We start from the raw sequence: 18,188 nt of genomic DNA, 5'->3' as shown, positions 1-18,188 counted from the left end.
ATGAAGCGACACATTTAGTAGATAAAATTGGACAAGTATTATATGAAAGAATTCAATGTAAAATTATATATAATTCAATATGTTGAAAACAACTCAATTTATGTTATAATGAAATAAAAATGTTAGGAGCAAAATATGAGAGTTGGCGAATACCTAGGTGAAAAAGGAATAAAGATTACGAAGAGTAGGATAGCCATATATAAAATTCTCTCAGACAATGATTCTAGTGTTTCAGCAGATTATATTTATGACAAATGCAAAGCAGTAGGGATGGATATAAATCTTTCGACAGTATATAGGACTTTAGAAGTATTTGAAGCTAAACAAATAATTGAAAAGTTTGATTTAGGTAATGGAAAATACTCTTTTGCAATAAGAAAAAATAAACATATGCATAAAATAGAGTGTTCTGAATGTCATAAAGAGATAGAAGTGCCATGTCCAATGCAGCAAATCGAAGAAATGCTTAAGAATCAGACAGGATTTGTATTAACAGAACATAGGTTAGTACTTAAAGGAATATGTGAACAATGTAAAAATAAAGATTAAAATAAGTGTAAATAAATTGTGAATTGTAAAATTTATTTTTAGTTTGCAGTTGAAGGGAATAACACTGAATATATATAGCTTTATTATATTTACATTTGCATTTTGGATTGATGATAGTTAAATTAATTACATGATTATGAATTAATTGCTAATAAATAGGGGATAATATAATGCTATGATTGTTTTCACTATATAAAAGTGAAATAATCATAGCTATTTTTAATTAAATGGATTAAATATCTAATTTTAAGCATATATAGCGAAAAACTATCTATTGACTCAAATAAATAATTCCCATATACTTTGAATATAAAAAAGTTTGATTATCAAAATATATTTAGGAGGCAATATGAATAATACTCATAGTATTATCAATTCTCTTCTCGTGGATATCTTTAATGAGATTTTAAATATAGAAGAATATGCATTGCAGTCTGGTAGATTCAATGATGTGTCTATCACAGAAGTTCATACTGTTGAGGCTATAGGTTATTATGATTCAAAGAGTATGAGTGAAGTAGCCAAACAATTAAGTATAACAGTTGGTACTCTGACAATTGCAATAAATAATCTTGTTAAGAAAGGTTATGTTGAGAGAGTAAGATCTGAGGAAGATAGAAGAGTAGTTAAAATTAGTCTTACCAAGAAAGGTAAGTTGCTTTATAGAATTCATGAAAAGTTTCATTTAGAGATGGTAAAAGCAACAGTGACAGACTTATCTGAAGAAGAGGAAGCTGTACTGGTTCATGCACTACAAAAATTAAATGTGTTTTGTAGAAATACTTATGATTTATTTAATAAAGAAAGCAAGGAGTAGTTATGATTTATACAAAGATAATATCAACAGGAAGTTATGCACCAAACAATATAGTTACTAATGATGATTTATCTAAAATAGTTGAAACAGATGATCAATGGATTAGTTCTAGAACAGGAATAAGAGAAAGAAGAATTTCTTTAGGAGAAAACACTTCGGCACTAGCTGCAAAAGCTGGATTAGATGCAATAAATAATGCAGGGCTTACGCCTATGGATATAGATTTACTAATAGTAGCAACAACAACCCCAGATAGTTTTACTCCATCAACAGCATGCATAGTTCAAGATATTATTGGAGCTAAAAAAGCATATGCTTTTGATGTTAGTGCAGCATGTTCAGGCTTTATTTATGCTATATCTGTAGCAGATAAAATTATGAGAGCAGGTGAAGAAGTTAATGCTCTAGTAATAGGCGCAGAAACTCTTTCTAGAATAGTCAACTGGAATGATAGAAGTACCTGTGTTCTTTTTGGAGATGGAGCTGGTGCAGTTGTTCTTAAGAAAACAGAAGAAAAGGGAATAATAAGTTCTGTATTAGGATCTGACGGAACATTAGGAAGAAGCTCACTTACATGCGGAGAATTTGTCCCTAAGAACCCATATATTAAAGATGAAAATCAACAAGATGAAATCTATATAAATATGGATGGTAAAGAAATCTTTAGATTTGCAGTTAATAAGATACCGCAAGCAGTAAATGAAGTGTTGGCAAAAGCTGAAACTGCGTTAGATGAAGTGAAGTTAATATTCCCTCACCAAGCTAATCTTAGAATCGTTGACGCTGCTGCTAAAAAATTAGACTTACCTAAAGAAAAGTTTTATGTAAATCTAAATAAGTATGGTAACACATCAGCAGCTTCGATACCTTTAGCATTAGATGAGGCTAATAGAAATGGATTGCTTCAGCAAGGGGATAAGTTGGTTTTAGTAGGGTTTGGTGGAGGACTCACTTGGGGGTCTATATTCCTACAATGGTAGGATTAACTTAAGAATAAACAAGTTGCGAAATTTTAATATTAAATTTAAAATAAGTTTGCCAATTTTACTGGCTCAACAAAAGTAAAATAAAGCAATCATCTTTGTAGATAGTGTAAAAAGATGATTTTAAAAAGTTGTGTCTTTATTTTTAATGGATAGCCGGATAAATATAAATTATGAAATTATTAGGAGGAAAAAATAATGGTATTAGAAAAAATAAAAGAGGTAATAGTAGAACAATTAGGAGTAGATGCTGATGCAATAACATTGGCAACAACATTTCAAGAAGATTTAGGTGCTGATTCTTTAGATTTATTCCAAATAATCATGGACTTAGAAGAAGAATTCAATGTAAAAATAGAAGATGTAGAAGCTATAAAGACAGTTGGAGACGCAGTTACTTATATCGAAGAGAGAGTTTAATCCTTAGGAGGAAAATATGATTAAGGCAGATATTTGTGAACTTCTAAATATACAATACCCTATTTTACAAGGGGGTATGGCTTGGGTAGCAGATGCTTCATTGGCATCTGCTGTATCAAATGCTGGGGGTCTTGGAATAATTGCAGGAGCAAATGCACCGGTTGAATATGTTAGAGAGCAAATAAGAAAAGCAAAAACATTGACAGATAAACCATTCGGAGTGAATATAATGCTTTTAAGTCCCAACGCAGATGAATTAGCTAGAGTAGTTTGTGAAGAAGGTGTAAAAGTTGTAACAACTGGAGCTGGTAATCCTGGAAAGTATGTTGAGATGTGGAAGAGTAATGGGATAAAAGTTATTCCAGTTGTACCTTCTGTTGCTTTAGCGAAGAGAATGGAAAGATGTGGAGCTGATGCTGTTATTGCAGAAGGCTGTGAATCTGGTGGTCATGTAGGTAAACTTACTACTATGGCATTGGTACCTCAAGTGGTAGATGCAGTAGATATTCCTGTAATAGCTGCTGGTGGAATTGGAGATGGAAGAGGAATTGCAGCTGCATTTATGCTAGGTGCAACAGGAGTGCAAGTCGGTACTAGATTTTTAGTTGCTAAGGAATGCACTATACACCAAACCTATAAAGATATTGTAATAAAAGCTAAGGATATTGATACAATGGTTACTGGAAGAGCTACAGGACATCCAGTTCAAGTAATCAAGAATAAGCTTGCTAAAAAGTTTGAAGCTTTAGAAAAAGAAAATGCTCCAACTGAAGCATATGATGAACTAGGACGTGGTGCTCTAGCTAAAGCTGTTGTTGAAGGAAATCCTGATGAAGGTTCATTCATGGCAGGACAAATAGCTGGTATGATATCAAAAGAACAAAGTTGTGAAGAAATCATAAAAGAAATGTTTGATAAATATGATGAACTTATAGCGAAGTTTAACTAGGAGGATATGATGAAGATAGCGTTATTATTTTCCGGCCAGGGTGCACAATACGTTGGAATGGGAAAAGAATTATATGATAATTATGAGGTTGCAAAAAAGATATTTAATGAAGCTGATGAAGCCTTAGGATTTTCACTTAAGTCTATGTGCTTTGAAGGCCCAGATACAGAATTAAATAAAACTGAAAATACTCAACCTGCTATTTTAACTACATCTATTGCTGCTCTTAAAGTTATACAAGAAAAAGGAATAAGTTTTGATGTAGTTGCTGGACTTAGCTTAGGTGAATACTCAGCCCATGTTGCGGCGGGAACTATTAGCTTTAATGATGCAGTAACTTTAGTTAAGAAAAGAGGATTCTTTATGCAGGAAGCTGTACCTCTAGGTGTAGGGGCTATGTCAGCAGTACTTGGTATGGATAAAGATGTTCTTAATTCATGTGTTAACGAATGCAAAGAGGTTGGTGTAGTTGAAGTGGCTAATTATAACTGCCCAGACCAAATAGTTATTGCCGGTGAAAAGGATGCTGTTGAAAAGTGCGGCACTTTACTATCTGAAAGAGGAGCAAAAAGAGTTATTCCATTAACTGTTAGTGGTCCATTTCATACATCGATGATGAAACCAGCAAGTGAAAGATTATTTGGAGAATTGGATAAAATAGAATTAAATGAATTAAGTATTCCGCTTATTAGTAACGTTACTGCTGAATATGTAAACTCAACCACGGATGTAAAGCCTTTACTAGTTAAACAAGTCATGAGTTCAGTAAAATGGGAAGATTCTATAAAACTTATGATAAATGACGGTGTAGATACTTTTATAGAAGTTGGACCAGGTCGTGCTCTTAGCGGTTTTGTTAGGAAGATAAGCAGAAATGTAAATATATTTAATGTTGAAGACATTAAATCTTTAGATAAAACTATAGAAGGATTAAGCAAGTTAAATTAATAGGAAGGTGTGAATTCATGTTAAAGGGAAAAACTGCAGTAATTACTGGAGGAAGTAGAGGAATAGGAAAAGCTATTGCTATTAAGCTTGCTGAAATGGGAGCTAATATAGTAGTTAACTATAGAAGCAGCTCTATAGATGAAGTTTTAACTGAGATAAAAGCATTTGGTGTAAATGCTATAGGCGTGCAATGTGATATATCTAACAGTGAAGACGCTGATAAACTTATAAAGACAGCATTCGCTGAGTTTGGTTCTGTAGATATACTTGTTAATAATGCAGGAATAACTAAAGATGGACTAATAATGAGAATGAAAGACCAAGATTTTGATAGTGTTATAAACACAAATCTAAAAGGTACATTCAATACAATAAGATCAGCATCATCAATAATGATGAAGCAAAGAAGTGGTAAGATAGTAAACTTGACTTCTGTAGTAGGTATTACTGGAAATGCAGGTCAAGCAAATTATGCCGCATCAAAAGCAGGGGTTATAGGGCTTACCAAATCTGTAGCTAGAGAACTTGCTTCTAGAGGTATAACTTGTAATGCAGTAGCACCAGGTTTTATAGAAACAGATATGACAGGAGCATTATCAGATAAAGTGAAGGAAGCTACATTAAATACAATTCCTTTAAAAAAATTAGGAACTACTGAAGATGTTGCTAATCTTGTAGGATTTTTAGCAAGTGATTTATCAAATTATATTACTGGCCAGGTTATAAATGTTGATGGCGGAATGGTTATGTAAGGATGGTGGAATGATGGGAAGAAGAGTTGTAGTAACGGGAATGGGAGCAATAACTCCTTTAGGAAATAGTGTTGACTCTTTTTGGAATGGTATTAAAGAAGGCGTTTGTGGAGTTAACGAAATAAAAGCTTTTGATACTACTGAACAAAAAGTAAAACTTGCTGCAGAGGTAAAAGATTTTAAACCTGAAGAATATATAGACAGAAAAGAAGTTAGAAGAATGGATAGGTACTGCCAATTTGCATTAGCTGCAGCACAACAAGCTGTAGAAAATTCAAAATTGGATCTTGATAAAGTTAATAAAGAAAGATTAGGGGTTATCGTTGGTTCAGGTATAGGTGGTCTTGCGACTATAGAAGAACAAACTATAAAACTTCATGAAAAAGGACCTACAAGAGTTTCACCATTTTTTATACCTATGTCAATATCAAACATGGCTGCAGGTAATATAGCGATAAGATTTGGTGCAAAAGGAATATGTACTTCAGTAATAACTGCTTGTGCAAGTGCTACAAATTCTATAGGTGAAGCTTTTAGAAACATAAAATTTGGATATAGTGATATAATGATAGCAGGTGGTGCTGAAGCTTCTATAACACCTCTTGGTATAGCAGGATTTGCTTCTATGAATGCTTTGTCAAAAAATGAGAACCCTAAGAGAGCTTCTATTCCTTTTGATAAAGATAGAGAAGGCTTTGTTATGGGAGAGGGTGCTGGAATACTGATTCTTGAAGAATTAGATCACGCACTAGCAAGAGGAGCAAAGATATATGGAGAAGTAGTTGGATATGGAAGCACTTGTGATGCTTATCATATGACTTCACCATCGCCTGAAGGTGAAGGTGCTGCTAGAGCTATGGAACTTGCTATTACAGAGGGGAATATAGCTAAAGAAGAAGTAAGTTATATAAATGCCCATGGAACAAGTACTCCATACAATGACAAATTTGAGACAGTAGCTATAAAAAGACTATTTGGAGAGCAAGCTTACAAAGTACCAGTTAGTTCAACAAAATCAATGACTGGCCACCTTTTAGGAGCAGCTGGAGGAATAGAAGCTATAGTTGCAATTAAAGCTGTAGAAGAAAACTATATACCAGCTACAATTGGTTATGAAAATGTTGATGAAGACTGTGATTTAGATTATGTCGTGAATGTAGGAAGAAATCAAGAAGTTAATTATGTACTTTCAAATTCTTTAGGATTTGGTGGTCATAATGCTGTACTTCTATTTAAAAAATGGACTGAGAGGTAATGTTTTATGGATTATGCTTCAATTAAAGAATTGATTGGAATAATCAATTCTTCTGATCTTACAAATTTCGAAATGGAGTTTGACGGAGTTTCTCTTAAAATGAGTAAAAACAATAATGAGAGTGCTCCAAAAACAACTACAACAAAGGAAATAAAAGCTGTTGAAGCTAGCAAATTAGAATATATATCAGAAAGCAAGACAGAAAAGGTTGTTGAAGAAGTAGAAGTTAAAGGTGGAACGTACGTAAATTCTCCAATAGTAGGAACTTTTTACGCTTCAGCAGGCAGTGAGAAACCAGCTTTTGTAAAGGTTGGAGATAAAGTTAAAAAAGGCGATGTACTTTGTATCATAGAAGCTATGAAGATTATGAACGAAATACAAAGTGAAGTTGATGGAGAAATTGTTGAAGTACTAGTTTCTAACGAACAGATGGTAGAATATGGCCAGAAGATGTTTAGAATTAAATAATAGGAGCTGATTTTTATGTTAGATATAAATCAAATACAAGAAATAATTCCACATAGATATCCATTTCTATTGATAGATAGAGTTTTAGAACTTGAAGAAGGAAAGAGAGCTGTAGCAATAAAAAATGTGACTGCAAATGAAAACTTCTTTCAAGGCCATTTTCCAGGTCATCCAGTAATGCCAGGTGTTTTAATAGTAGAAGCTTTGGCACAAACGGGAGCTGTAGCATTACTTTCATTAGAAGAAAATAAAGGTAAGATAGCTTTCTTTGGGCGTATAGATAAAGTTAAATTTAGAAGACAGGTAGTTCCTGGAGATACTTTAAGACTGGAAGTTGAGATAATTAAAGCAAAAGGCCCAGCAGGTATAGGAAAAGGCATAGCATATGTAGGCGATGAAAAAGCTGTTGAAGGCGAGTTTATGTTCGCTATAGGAGACTAATTCCTTAATTGAGGTGATTAAATGATAAGAAAGATACTTATAGCCAATAGAGGAGAAATAGCAGTAAGAATAATAAGAGCATGCAGAGAAATGGGAATAGAGACTGTTGCTGTTTACTCAGAAGCAGATAGAGATTCCTTGCATGCACAAGTTGCTGATGAAGCAGTTTGTATAGGACCTGCTAAATCTAAGGATAGCTATTTGAATATGGGCAACATAATAAGTGCAGCAGTACTTACAGGAGCGCAAGCTATTCATCCAGGATTCGGATTTTTATCAGAAAACTCAGTATTCGCAAGAATGTGTGAAGAATGTAATATTAAGTTTATCGGACCATCACCAAGTACTATTGAAATGATGGGAGACAAATCAAAAGCAAGAGAAGTAATGATAGATGCTGGGGTTCCAGTAGTTCCTGGAACAGAAGGTATAATAGAAACTTTAGAAGAGGCTTATAATAGTGCTGAGAACATAGGATATCCTGTTATGGTAAAAGCTTCTGCTGGTGGCGGCGGAAAAGGTATTAGAATTGTTCATAAAAGGGAAGAATTAGATAAGGCCTATGAAACAGCTAAAAGTGAAGCGAAAGTAAACTTTGGAGATGACAGGATCTATATGGAAAAGTTCATAGAAAATCCTAGACATATAGAATTTCAGATATTAGGTGATGAGCACGGAAATATCATTCACTTAGGTGAAAGAGATTGTTCACTTCAAAGAAGAAACCAAAAGGTTTTAGAAGAAGCTCCTTCTGTTGTTTTAGACAAAGATTTGAGAGATAGAATGGGAAATGCTGCAGTAAAAGCTGCAAAAGCTGTGGACTATAAAAATGCTGGAACTATAGAGTTCCTTCTTGATAAGAACGGAAGGTTCTACTTTATGGAAATGAACACTAGAATACAGGTTGAACATCCAGTCACTGAGATGGTTACAGGTATTGATTTAGTAAAAGAGCAGATTAAGATAGCAGCAGGAGAAAAACTTTCAATTACTCAAGAGAGCTTAGAGATAAGAGGTCATGCTATTGAGTGTAGAATAAATGCAGAAAATCCACATAGAAACTTTGCACCTTCACCAGGAAAGATAGAATTTCTTTTCATGCCAGGAGGAAATGGTGTAAGGATTGACAGTGCAGTGTATAATGGATATGTAATTCCACCCCATTATGATTCTATGATAGCCAAACTAATAGTTTTCGGCAAAACTAGAGAAGAAGCTATAGAAAAGATGAAAAGAGCCTTGTGGGAATTCACTATAGATGGTATTGATAATAATATAGACTTTCAATTAGAAATATTGAATCATCCGAAATTTATAGATGGAAAATTTGATACCGGATTTATAAATAAGGAAATAATAAAATAATAGGTGAAAGCTTATGGGATTGTTTAAAAAGAAAAAATATTTTACTGTTCCTATGAATGTAGAAACAAGTAAGGCAGAGGAGGAGAATCAACCTGCAATTCCGGATGGAATGTGGGTTAAATGTAACTCCTGTGGAAAGATTATATACAAGAAAGAAATAGATGAAAATCATAAAATCTGCACTAACTGCGGTGGATATTTTAGAATGTCTGCAGATGAGAGAATTGCATCAATAATTGATAAGGGAACTTTTAAGGAATTTAATTATGGAATGATAGCTAAAAATCCATTAAATTTCCCTGGATACAAAGATAAGCTTATTGAAAGTCAAGAAAAATCAGGTATCACTGATGGAGTAACTACTGGTCTTGGTAAGGTTAACGGTAAAAATGTAGTATTAGCTGTTATGGATAGTAATTTTATGATGGGTAGTATGGGATCTGTAGTAGGAGAAAAAATAACTCAAGCTATAGAAATTGCCACAGCTAGAAAAGAACCAGTAATTATCTTTACATGTTCTGGTGGAGCTAGAATGCAAGAAGGTATCCTATCACTAATGCAAATGGCGAAAACAAGTGCTGCTTTAAAGCGACATGATGAGGCAGGTTTATTATATATATCAGTTATTACAGATCCAACAACTGGTGGAGTTACAGCATCTTTTGCCAGTCTAGGTGATATAATTTTGGCCGAACCTAAAGCCCTTATAGGTTTTGCGGGAAGAAGAGTAATAGAACAGACTATAAAACAAAAGCTTCCAGATGAGTTTCAAACTTCTGAGTTTTTATTAGAACATGGTTTTGTTGATAAAATAGTGAAGAGAGAAGAAATGAAAGAAAACTTGTCAGTACTTCTTTCGCTTCATGGATGTAAATAAGGATGTGACTTTATGAGTGAAGTATTAAGTGCATGGGAAAGATTAATGATAGCACGTATGGCTGATAGACCAACTGCTTTAGATTATATTGATAGAATATTTACTTCTTTTGTTGAGCTTCATGGAGATAGATCCTTTGGAGATGATAAGTCTATAGTTAGTGGTATAGGATTGTTAGATAATGAACCGGTTACTATAATTGGCATTCAAAGAGGAAGAGATATTAAGGAAAATATAGAAAGAAACTTTGGAAGCCCAAACCCAGAAGGATACAGAAAAGCTTTAAGACATATGAAATTGGCTGAAAAGTTCAATAGACCTATAATATGTCTTGTAGACACAAAAGGAGCTTTCTGTGGTGTAGGAGCAGAGGAAAGAGGCCAAGGCGAAGCAATTGCAAAAAACCTTATGGAAATGGCCGGCATGAATGTTCCTATGATATCTATAATAATAGGTGAAGGTGGAAGCGGTGGTGCACTTGCTTTAGCTTTAGCAGATAGAGTATGGATGCTTGAAAACTCAATATATTCAATTCTTTCACCAGAAGGTTTTGCGTCTATATTATGGAAGGATTCAAAAAGAGCTAAAGAGGCTGCTGAAGTTATGAAGATAACGTCTTTGGATCTATATAAAATGGGTGTCATCGATAAGATAATAAAAGAACCTGTTGGTGGGGCTCAAAAAGATGTGGATTTTGTAAGTATAAGCATAAAGGAAAACCTAGTAAAAGAACTTAAAGTTCTAAAAGAAAAAACAAAAGAAGAATTGCTAGAGTTTAGATATAGAAGATTTAGAAAATATGGTGAGTTTGATTATATATAATAGGCATAAAAAATCTCTAATGTATTTTTCATTAGTGATTTTTTTGCGCATCTGCATTTTCAGATGTATATGAGGAAGATTTGGCAGGGGAATAAGTTATATTTTTTACTGTATAGCCATAAGAAACTTCTAACACTATTGAAATATGTATATTTAGCTAACTTGAAAATTTTATATTTTCCTATACAGTAAAAAAATCCAAAGAGACTCAAAGTGAGCCCTTTGGATTTTAAACATACCCATCTAATCCTCTTATTGAGACTTCTCCAGAATAAAGAGGTTTTATACTACCATCTTCATAGGAAACAATAAGGTTCCCATCTTCATTTAGATCTACTGCTTTCGCGAAAGTTTCATTTCCTCTATGTATTATCTTTATATCTTTTCCTAAAACTGACGAGTTTAATTTACATATTTCTAAAGCGGTTTGTATAGAACCGTTTATTAGGAATTCTTTGTAAAGTTCTTCAAAATTATTAAGGATATCGGCTAAAAGGATTTTTCTATCAACTACTTTAGAACCTTCTATCCTAAGTGAAGTGGCTTTGTCCTTAACTTCCTCAGGAAAATCTGATGGTTCCAGGTTAACATTTATTCCCATGCCAATTACTATATAATTAATTTGAGATAGTTCACAACTCATCTCAATTAAAATTCCACCAAGTTTTTTATTGTTAAGTATTATATCATTTGGCCATTTTATCATGGTTTTAAACCCGTGTTTAAGCGTTGCTAAATGTACTGATGCTGCAGCAATTTGAGTTATTCTAGTAACCAGGATTGGATCAATGTCTGGCTTTAATATCACTGAAAACCATATGCCTTTATATTTAGGGGATATCCATGTTCTATCAAAACGACCTTTGCCTAAAGTTTGTTCTTCAGCAATAACAACAGTACCATTGCTTGCTTCGTTAGCTATTTTTTTGCTATAGGTATTGGTAGAGTTTATTGAGTCAAAATACAAGATATCTTTAACAAAGTTACTGTTATTTAAATAAGGCTTTAGCTCTGATTTATTCAAATAATCCGGAGAGAATACAAGCTTATAACCTTTTTTAGGGTAAGATTCTATATTGTACCCATCTTCCTTCAAAGATTTTATGTATTTCCATACTGCAGATCTTGTTATTCCAAATTCTTTGCATATAGTTTCTCCAGATACGAAATTTTTACTTTCCTTTAGTATTTCTAAAATTTTTTCCTTCATAAAACACCTTTATCCTAAAAATCATTCTTTTTTAAAGAGTATAAGTACTACTATTAATAAAGCTACTGAAGTTAAGGCTATAGTACCACCTGGAGCAGAATTGAAATAATAGGATGTTATAAGCCCCACTAAAATATCTATAACTCCAAAAATCATTGAGAGGATTAAAGTAACTGAAAACCCCTTCTTCATCTGCATAGCAGTAGCCACAGGAACTACGATTATGGACGATATAACCAGTATTCCCATAACTCTTATAGAAACAGATATGGTTGCACCTACAATTAATGTAAAAATATAGTTGACCAATTTTACATTGATTCCAGATACTTTTGCACCTTCTTCATCAAAGGTTGTATATATTAATTTTTTATAAAGTAGTGCTATTGTTACAAAACATATCAATCCTATAATGCTTATAAGATACAAGTCATCTTTTGAAACAGTCAAAATACTTCCAAAGAGATAGCTATTAACTTTGGCACTGGCTTTTCCACTACTTATCAATACTATTGCTATACCTAAACTTAATGTTAAGATTATAGACATTACAAGTTCAGCATACTTTTTAAAGTAATCTCTTAGTAATTCTATAACAATGGCACATATGGATGTAAAAATAAATGCTGTAATTATTGGGTTAAAACCAAAAACTAATCCGATTGCTACTCCAGCGAAGGATGAATGTGATAACGTATCTCCAATCATAGAGTATCTTTTTAAAACTAAGAATAAACCTATACAAGGACATAATAGTGATATAATAAATCCTGCAAGAAAGGCATTCCTCATAAACTCAAGTTCAAACATACTATTCTACCTTCCTATCTAAGTAAATTCTATTCTCATTGATTATCTTTTTATATTGATCTACATCATATAGTGTGGCGGAACCTTCATAAAGCTCAAGTATGTGTGTAGAGTAATCTATTGCCATTCTTAAGTTATGTTCTACAGAAATTACAGTTATTTTATGTTGTTGATTAAGCTTTCTTATTAAGTCATAAATTTCTTTCTGAGATAAATGGTCTACTCCTGTACTCAATTCATCTAAAAACAATAGATCAGGCTCTCCCATTAATGCTCTGGATATAAAAATCTTTTGTTGCTGTCCACCTGAAAGGGCACCGATAAGTTTATTACAATACTGAAGCATGTTAACTTTGTCAAGAGCTCTATTTATAGATGATTTATCCTTAAGCTTTAGAGCATTAGCATGACAGTCTAAGACTTCTTTAACTGTGATCGTAAACTGTGAGTTGAAACTATCAACTTTTTGAGGAACATAACCTATTTTACTTGTATTAAGTTCTACTTTGCCTTTATTAGGAGATAATTGGTTTAACATTAACTTAACCAAGGTAGTTTTAGAACTACCATTAGGGCCTATTACTGAGACAAAGGCTCCTTTTGGAATATGTAAGTTAATGTTATTTAATATATAAGGTTCCTTACCTGTATATGAAAAACATAAATCTTTAACTTTTATCAAATTTATCAGCTCCGTTTTATAATCTAAAGTTTATTATACAACTAAATGCAAATGGTTTGCAACAAAAGGACAAGATAAATACATTTAGTTTTATAAAAACTAGTTATTTTTAGCTGTTAATGTTGAAATATCCTTTACATCGTCTAATTTCCACATGCTACCTTTAGTTTTAGATAGAGAAAGTTGATATTTTTTTCTTATGTGTGGAGATTTGTAATATAAACCATCTACTTCTACTATAGCTTTATTATCATCAGAAAATAAGAGCTTCATTCCATTTACGGTAAGAACTTTATTTTTGTTAAGTAATCCTGTGGTCATATAGTGATTGGTAGCATAATTAAGATCCTTACATTTAGAATTAGTCATATTTATGTTTATCAAATAAATCAAAGCAATTACTATGGCAGAAGTTAAAGCTACCCTTGCAAATCTAAACTTATTAGTTACTCTTTTTTTATTTTTCATTGTGATTATACTTTCCATATGATGACTCCTTAAATGTTTATTTTTTTATTCTTAGTGATTGTCCATAATATAGTATCTCCGTATTCCCCTAACAATTTTAATAATATTGTTAAAGATGAAACACTTCGATCGAAAATGTAAAAAACCTGCAATAAAAATATATTACCAAATAATGTAAAATAAATAAAGCTTATTGAATAATATTTCATATATACTAGAAGCTATGGATAAAATAAATCTAGTATATGAATTTATTATTATGAGTTGTTAAAACATCGTGTTGAAATTAAGTGGTTATACATCCGACGCTTTAATGAGCCAACGCAAAGAATTAATATGATTTTCTCATATTCCATAGCTAAAACTGTAAACTCACTACGTTCGAACAGTACAGTTTTACTTTTTAATAATCAATATTTTTTATAAATCTTTCATATATTAAATTTAATAAAATAGAAAGGCTATTTGATTAAAAAGTAAAAAGTAAAAATATATCGCCTGCTAGAATTTCTTCATATACGTTCAGAAAAAGCAGATGCGTAAAAAAAATCACTAATTAAAGAACGATTAGCGATTTTTTAGAGCCATTCCATCTGAAAAAATCATTTAATTCTAATAGCTAGCTCATATAGCATCTCCTTTATAACCATTTAATTTCAATAATACTTTTAAAAATAGCCTATTAATTAAATAAAATGTATAGGAATACTTGAAAATATGGTTATTATAACAATATAATATACTTATAATTTTTTACATATTGAAAGGATGGGCATTATGGATTTTTCATCATTAGTTCTTATAGAGAAAGATAAAGAAACAGGAAATATATTGAGTGAGTTAGGTAGCTACTCAGTAAATGAAGGTGCTGTTTATGTTACCAAATTGTATTGTATTGATAATGAAGTAAGTTTATATTTTGACACAAAGAGAGATGTAGAGGAATGGGAGTATTCGGCTATCTACGATCTTTTTGAGATAGAAGCTTTTGAAGAGCTTGGTTACAAAATAGATGAAAAGGATGAAGAATATAATCCAACTTGGGTAGTGAAATTCCCATATGATACTGAGCATGAGGAGACTAGAGCTGTTATTAATGAATTATGCTCTATTATAAAAGAAAAAATAGAAAAGGTTTTTGAAGATATTAAAGGTAAGGAAGATGAATATAAATAGTTAAATAGTTAAATATTTAAATAGTTAAGTAGTTAAATAAAATCACATATATTTTTATAATAACTTTAATGGTAAAAGTTAATTATATGATGTGTAGTAACTTTTATGTGAATTAATGAGAGGAGAATGAGAAATGGCTGAAGTAAAGAGTCTTAAAAAAAGAGAAGAGATAGACTTAAAATACAAGTGGAAAGTTGAAAAGATATATAATAATACAGAACAATGGGAATCTGATTTTAAAAGCTTAAAAGAAGAAGCTCTTGAAACAAGAGAGTATGAAGGGAAATTAGGTGATAGTAAAGCATTAGAAACTTTTCTGAAGCTTAATGAGAAGATAGTCAGAAAAGCAGAGAAATTAATGGTGTATGCACATTTAAGAGCTGATGAAGATACGTCTAATCCAGAATTTCAAATACTAAGAAGTAAGATAGATTCTTATTTTGCTGAACTTGCAAGCTATGTTGCTTTTTTTGAGCCAGAAATATTAGCCTTACCAGATGGTACTATAGAAAGATTCTTACAAGAAAATCCTGAATTACAGGTATATGACTTCTTATTAAAGAGTGTTTTGAAAGAGAAACCTCATATACTTACAAAAGAAATGGAAGAATTGTTAGCGTCAGTATCAGATTGCTTAGATGCACCTTCTAATATTCATAACATGCTTACTAATGCTGATATGAAGTTTTCAGTTATTAAAGACGAAGATGGCAATGATGTTGAGCTTACAGAGGGGAACTACTCAGGGTTCATAAGAAGTAAGGATAGAAGTGTTAGAGAGGCAGCTTTTAAAGCTTTGTTTAAAGAATATAAAAATTTAGAAAATACTCTTTCTGCTTCGCTAACATCCTCTATTAAGAATTTTATTTTTAATGCAAGAGTAAGAAAGTACTCAAATTCACTAGAGGCATCATTAAGCCCAAATGATATTCCTTTAGAAGTATATACAAATTCAGTAAAGACAATGAATGATAATTTAGAGTCTTTACATAGATATGTTACTTTAAAGAAAAAACTTTTGGCATTGGATGAGATCCATATGTATGATTTATATGTTCCTGTTGTAGATATAGAAAAAGAACATATTGAGTATGATAAAGCAGTAGAAATGGTCACAGAAGGGCTAAATCCTTTAGGAGTAGAATATTTAGGTATATTCTCAGAAGGAATAGAAAGCGGATGGATTGATGTTTTTGAAAACAAAGGTAAGAGAGGAGGAGCTTATTCAAGTGGAGCATATGATACAATGCCATATGTGCTTCTAAACTATAACTTCTCACTAAATGATGTTTCAACACTTGCACACGAGATGGGACACTCAATTCATACTTATTATTCATCAAAAAATCAGCCATACATTTACTCAAACTATACCTTATTCTGTGCTGAAGTAGCATCTACAACTAATGAGATAATTCTTATACATCATTTGATAGATAAGGAACAAGATAAGAAAAGAAAACTATATCTTGTGAACCAAGAATTAGAACAAATAAGAGCTACTGTATTCAGACAACTAATGTTTGCAGAATTTGAGTTGAAAACTCATGAGCTTATTGAACAAGGTGAAGCTTTGAGCCCTAAAGAACTTAATGGTATATGGCATGATCTTAATACAAAATATTTTGGATCAGATATGGTTGTAGATGAAGAAATTGATAGTGAATGGTCAAGAATACCACACTTTTATAGAGATTTCTATGTATATCAGTATGCCACTGGTTACGCGGCTGCCTCTGCTTTCGCTAAGGCAATACTAGAAAACGGAGAAGAAGCTGTAGAAAAATATAAAGGATTCTTAAAGTCTGGAGGTTCTGATTATCCAATAAATGTTCTTAAGAAGGCCGGAGTTGATATGACAACTTCAGCACCACTTGAAGCTACAATAAATAGATTTAATGAACTTCTAGATATGCTTGATGAGCTAATATAGAACTTGCTATAAAAAGCCGCTAAAGTGACCTTCTTTAGCGAATCTGTTTTGAGAAATTTATATCTTCCTTATACAGTAAAAAAGGATTGCTTTGGCAGTCCTTTTTATAAATAATAAATATGGAGAAGTTTTATGAAAGTAAATGAAAATTCAATACTACAGTTTTTGGTAAAGGAACAAGGGTTCTTTATAGAAGAATACTACTGTAATCCATTAGATGAAAAAAGATGGATTGCTTTAAGAGAAATAGAGGGCGGAGTTTATGCAGTAATTGTTTCAGAAGAAAAAAACGAAACGGTATCAGCAGAATATGCGGGCTATTATCTTAGAGAAAAAGGTCAAGAATTTGCTTTAGTTAATGTAGTCATTACCGAAGGTAACTATAGTGGAACAGAAAATCAATTGTTTTATTCGAGAGTTATTTATGACATAAGAAGTAACAGTGTTACACAATATGAGCGAAATGGAGAGTTTGTATATAATTGCATAAAGGATATGACAGGAAGAGCAACAAAGAAGATATCTTTAGAGGGTAAATCAAAGATAACATTTGCTCTTATTGTAATAAATGTAGTAGTATTTTTGATAACTGCATTAGTTTCTGGGAATTTTGGTGATATAGATACATCAGTTCTTGTATACTTTGGTGCAAAACAAAATGAATTAATTCAAGCAGGTCAATATTATAGACTCATAACTGCAATGTTTTTACACGGAGGTATAATTCATATAGCATTTAATATGTATGCGTTATATTCGCTAGGAAATCTAATAGAGAATATATACGGTAAGTGGAAATATTTACTGATATACTTTTTATCAGGAATTTTATCAACCACAACAAGTTATATTTTTTCACCTTATGTTTCTGTTGGTGCATCAGGAGCAATTTTTGGTCTATTCGGTGCGGCTGTAGTTTTTGGATTGAAAGAGAGAAACAGGATAGGAAAAAGTTTTTTAACTGAAATAGCTACAGTTATAGGAATGAATATAATAATAGGACTTTCTTCACGTAATATAGATAACTTTGCACATTTTGGAGGACTGCTTGGTGGTATAGTTATATCTTTCCTACTATACGATAACAAGAGATTCAGACAGCAACAAGTATAGAGTATTTAAAGTAAAATAAATTAGAACAAGCTAATAATTAAAAATCTCTTTTTTAATTCTAATAGCTAGCTATATAGCATCTCCTGCATAACCACTTAATTTTAACAATATTCTTAAACATAGTCTTAATTAAACAAAAAGACTCCCGAT

General features: G+C 32.0%; 20 protein-coding genes. 16 read left to right on the top strand and 4 right to left on the bottom strand.

Annotation, left to right across the window (positions count from 1 at the left end):
- Positions 1–135: 135 nt before the first annotated feature.
- The 13 genes from OCU55_RS12555 (at position 136) to OCU55_RS12495 (ending at position 10,646) form a co-directional block, all read left to right on the top strand.
- Positions 136–549, top strand: coding sequence for a Fur family transcriptional regulator (locus OCU55_RS12555; RefSeq protein ID WP_261852653.1), 414 nt, complete (start codon positions 136–138; stop codon positions 547–549).
- A 349-nt stretch (positions 550–898) separates the two neighbouring features.
- On the top strand, positions 899–1,366 hold the full coding sequence (locus tag OCU55_RS12550) for a MarR family winged helix-turn-helix transcriptional regulator (protein ID WP_261852652.1): 468 nt from the start codon (positions 899–901) through the stop codon (positions 1,364–1,366).
- 2 nt (positions 1,367–1,368) lie between these two features.
- Positions 1,369–2,346: a beta-ketoacyl-ACP synthase III gene (locus OCU55_RS12545; protein ID WP_261852651.1), complete on the top strand. Its 978-nt coding sequence runs from the start codon at positions 1,369–1,371 to the stop codon at positions 2,344–2,346.
- 201 nt (positions 2,347–2,547) lie between these two features.
- A complete protein-coding gene (acpP, locus tag OCU55_RS12540; protein WP_261852650.1) occupies positions 2,548–2,769 on the top strand; it encodes an acyl carrier protein in 222 nt (73 codons plus the stop codon).
- 16 nt (positions 2,770–2,785) lie between these two features.
- Positions 2,786–3,718 (top strand): enoyl-[acyl-carrier-protein] reductase FabK, encoded by a 933-nt coding sequence (gene fabK, locus OCU55_RS12535; protein WP_261852649.1) that lies wholly within the window; start codon positions 2,786–2,788, stop codon positions 3,716–3,718.
- A gap of 6 nt (positions 3,719–3,724) precedes the next feature.
- Positions 3,725–4,666 carry an ACP S-malonyltransferase gene (fabD, locus tag OCU55_RS12530; protein ID WP_261852648.1) on the top strand — a complete coding sequence of 314 codons (942 nt, stop codon included), beginning with the start codon at positions 3,725–3,727 and terminating at the stop codon, positions 4,664–4,666.
- 17 nt (positions 4,667–4,683) lie between these two features.
- Positions 4,684–5,418 (top strand): 3-oxoacyl-[acyl-carrier-protein] reductase, encoded by a 735-nt coding sequence (gene fabG / locus OCU55_RS12525; protein WP_261852647.1) that lies wholly within the window; start codon positions 4,684–4,686, stop codon positions 5,416–5,418.
- 13 nt (positions 5,419–5,431) lie between these two features.
- Positions 5,432–6,673 carry a beta-ketoacyl-ACP synthase II gene (gene fabF, locus OCU55_RS12520; RefSeq protein WP_261852757.1) on the top strand — a complete coding sequence of 414 codons (1,242 nt, stop codon included), beginning with the start codon at positions 5,432–5,434 and terminating at the stop codon, positions 6,671–6,673.
- Between the two features lie 6 nt (positions 6,674–6,679).
- Positions 6,680–7,141: an acetyl-CoA carboxylase biotin carboxyl carrier protein gene (accB, locus tag OCU55_RS12515; protein WP_261852646.1), complete on the top strand. Its 462-nt coding sequence runs from the start codon at positions 6,680–6,682 to the stop codon at positions 7,139–7,141.
- A 15-nt stretch (positions 7,142–7,156) separates the two neighbouring features.
- Positions 7,157–7,582 (top strand): 3-hydroxyacyl-ACP dehydratase FabZ, encoded by a 426-nt coding sequence (gene fabZ / locus OCU55_RS12510; RefSeq protein ID WP_261852645.1) that lies wholly within the window; start codon positions 7,157–7,159, stop codon positions 7,580–7,582.
- A gap of 21 nt (positions 7,583–7,603) precedes the next feature.
- Positions 7,604–8,947 carry an acetyl-CoA carboxylase biotin carboxylase subunit gene (locus OCU55_RS12505; protein ID WP_261852644.1) on the top strand — a complete coding sequence of 448 codons (1,344 nt, stop codon included), beginning with the start codon at positions 7,604–7,606 and terminating at the stop codon, positions 8,945–8,947.
- Between the two features lie 13 nt (positions 8,948–8,960).
- Positions 8,961–9,824 (top strand): acetyl-CoA carboxylase, carboxyltransferase subunit beta, encoded by an 864-nt coding sequence (accD, locus tag OCU55_RS12500; RefSeq protein ID WP_261852643.1) that lies wholly within the window; start codon positions 8,961–8,963, stop codon positions 9,822–9,824.
- A 12-nt stretch (positions 9,825–9,836) separates the two neighbouring features.
- Positions 9,837–10,646 carry an acetyl-CoA carboxylase carboxyltransferase subunit alpha gene (locus OCU55_RS12495; RefSeq protein WP_261852642.1) on the top strand — a complete coding sequence of 270 codons (810 nt, stop codon included), beginning with the start codon at positions 9,837–9,839 and terminating at the stop codon, positions 10,644–10,646.
- Between the two features lie 229 nt (positions 10,647–10,875).
- Here the strand turns inward: OCU55_RS12495 and OCU55_RS12490 are convergent, their stop codons facing one another.
- The 4 genes from OCU55_RS12490 to OCU55_RS12475 all read right to left on the bottom strand — a co-directional run bounded on the left by OCU55_RS12490 (position 10,876) and on the right by OCU55_RS12475 (position 13,834).
- A complete protein-coding gene (locus OCU55_RS12490; RefSeq protein WP_261852641.1) occupies positions 10,876–11,856 on the bottom strand; it encodes a biotin--[acetyl-CoA-carboxylase] ligase in 981 nt (326 codons plus the stop codon).
- Between the two features lie 21 nt (positions 11,857–11,877).
- Complete coding sequence (locus OCU55_RS12485; protein WP_261852640.1) at positions 11,878–12,666, bottom strand: metal ABC transporter permease; 789 nt, start codon at positions 12,664–12,666, stop codon at positions 11,878–11,880.
- Position 12,667: 1 nt separating this feature from the next.
- Positions 12,668–13,348 (bottom strand): metal ABC transporter ATP-binding protein, encoded by a 681-nt coding sequence (locus OCU55_RS12480; protein WP_261852639.1) that lies wholly within the window; start codon positions 13,346–13,348, stop codon positions 12,668–12,670.
- Positions 13,349–13,447: 99 nt separating this feature from the next.
- Positions 13,448–13,834, bottom strand: coding sequence for a hypothetical protein (locus OCU55_RS12475; RefSeq protein WP_261852638.1), 387 nt, complete (start codon positions 13,832–13,834; stop codon positions 13,448–13,450).
- Positions 13,835–14,593: 759 nt separating this feature from the next.
- Here OCU55_RS12475 and OCU55_RS12470 point away from each other — a divergent pair.
- The 3 genes from OCU55_RS12470 to OCU55_RS12460 all read left to right on the top strand — a co-directional run bounded on the left by OCU55_RS12470 (position 14,594) and on the right by OCU55_RS12460 (position 18,038).
- Positions 14,594–14,992 carry a DUF6762 family protein gene (locus OCU55_RS12470; RefSeq protein WP_261852637.1) on the top strand — a complete coding sequence of 133 codons (399 nt, stop codon included), beginning with the start codon at positions 14,594–14,596 and terminating at the stop codon, positions 14,990–14,992.
- A 133-nt stretch (positions 14,993–15,125) separates the two neighbouring features.
- Positions 15,126–16,925, top strand: coding sequence for an oligoendopeptidase F (gene pepF, locus OCU55_RS12465; RefSeq protein WP_261852636.1), 1,800 nt, complete (start codon positions 15,126–15,128; stop codon positions 16,923–16,925).
- 132 nt (positions 16,926–17,057) lie between these two features.
- Positions 17,058–18,038, top strand: a complete 981-nt coding sequence (locus OCU55_RS12460) for a rhomboid family intramembrane serine protease (RefSeq protein ID WP_261852635.1) — start codon at positions 17,058–17,060, stop codon at positions 18,036–18,038.
- Positions 18,039–18,188: the final 150 nt, after the last annotated feature.

Source organism: Clostridium folliculivorans (assembly GCF_024341905.1).
GTDB lineage: Bacteria > Bacillota > Clostridia > Clostridiales > Clostridiaceae > Clostridium_AR > Clostridium_AR folliculivorans.
Note: the sequence above shows the minus strand (reverse complement) of the source record. Positions and strands in the feature narration are given on the sequence as shown.

What these genes read in the sequence shown, in the direction of transcription:
- OCU55_RS12555 (WP_261852653.1), top strand. Translation starts at nt 136, where the DNA reads ATGAGAGTTGGCGAATACCTAGGTGAAAAAGGAATAAAGATTACGAAG.
- OCU55_RS12550 (WP_261852652.1), top strand. Translation starts at nt 899, where the DNA reads ATGAATAATACTCATAGTATTATCAATTCTCTTCTCGTGGATATCTTT.
- OCU55_RS12545 (WP_261852651.1), top strand. Translation starts at nt 1,369, where the DNA reads ATGATTTATACAAAGATAATATCAACAGGAAGTTATGCACCAAACAAT.
- acpP (WP_261852650.1), top strand. Translation starts at nt 2,548, where the DNA reads ATGGTATTAGAAAAAATAAAAGAGGTAATAGTAGAACAATTAGGAGTA.
- fabK (WP_261852649.1), top strand. Translation starts at nt 2,786, where the DNA reads ATGATTAAGGCAGATATTTGTGAACTTCTAAATATACAATACCCTATT.
- fabD (WP_261852648.1), top strand. Translation starts at nt 3,725, where the DNA reads ATGATGAAGATAGCGTTATTATTTTCCGGCCAGGGTGCACAATACGTT.
- fabG (WP_261852647.1), top strand. Translation starts at nt 4,684, where the DNA reads ATGTTAAAGGGAAAAACTGCAGTAATTACTGGAGGAAGTAGAGGAATA.
- fabF (WP_261852757.1), top strand. Translation starts at nt 5,432, where the DNA reads ATGGGAAGAAGAGTTGTAGTAACGGGAATGGGAGCAATAACTCCTTTA.
- accB (WP_261852646.1), top strand. Translation starts at nt 6,680, where the DNA reads ATGGATTATGCTTCAATTAAAGAATTGATTGGAATAATCAATTCTTCT.
- fabZ (WP_261852645.1), top strand. Translation starts at nt 7,157, where the DNA reads ATGTTAGATATAAATCAAATACAAGAAATAATTCCACATAGATATCCA.
- OCU55_RS12505 (WP_261852644.1), top strand. Translation starts at nt 7,604, where the DNA reads ATGATAAGAAAGATACTTATAGCCAATAGAGGAGAAATAGCAGTAAGA.
- accD (WP_261852643.1), top strand. Translation starts at nt 8,961, where the DNA reads ATGGGATTGTTTAAAAAGAAAAAATATTTTACTGTTCCTATGAATGTA.
- OCU55_RS12495 (WP_261852642.1), top strand. Translation starts at nt 9,837, where the DNA reads ATGAGTGAAGTATTAAGTGCATGGGAAAGATTAATGATAGCACGTATG.
- OCU55_RS12490 (WP_261852641.1), bottom strand. Translation starts at nt 11,856, where the DNA reads ATGAAGGAAAAAATTTTAGAAATACTAAAGGAAAGTAAAAATTTCGTA.
- OCU55_RS12485 (WP_261852640.1), bottom strand. Translation starts at nt 12,666, where the DNA reads ATGTTTGAACTTGAGTTTATGAGGAATGCCTTTCTTGCAGGATTTATT.
- OCU55_RS12475 (WP_261852638.1), bottom strand. Translation starts at nt 13,834, where the DNA reads ATGGAAAGTATAATCACAATGAAAAATAAAAAAAGAGTAACTAATAAG.
- OCU55_RS12470 (WP_261852637.1), top strand. Translation starts at nt 14,594, where the DNA reads ATGGATTTTTCATCATTAGTTCTTATAGAGAAAGATAAAGAAACAGGA.
- pepF (WP_261852636.1), top strand. Translation starts at nt 15,126, where the DNA reads ATGGCTGAAGTAAAGAGTCTTAAAAAAAGAGAAGAGATAGACTTAAAA.
- OCU55_RS12460 (WP_261852635.1), top strand. Translation starts at nt 17,058, where the DNA reads ATGAAAGTAAATGAAAATTCAATACTACAGTTTTTGGTAAAGGAACAA.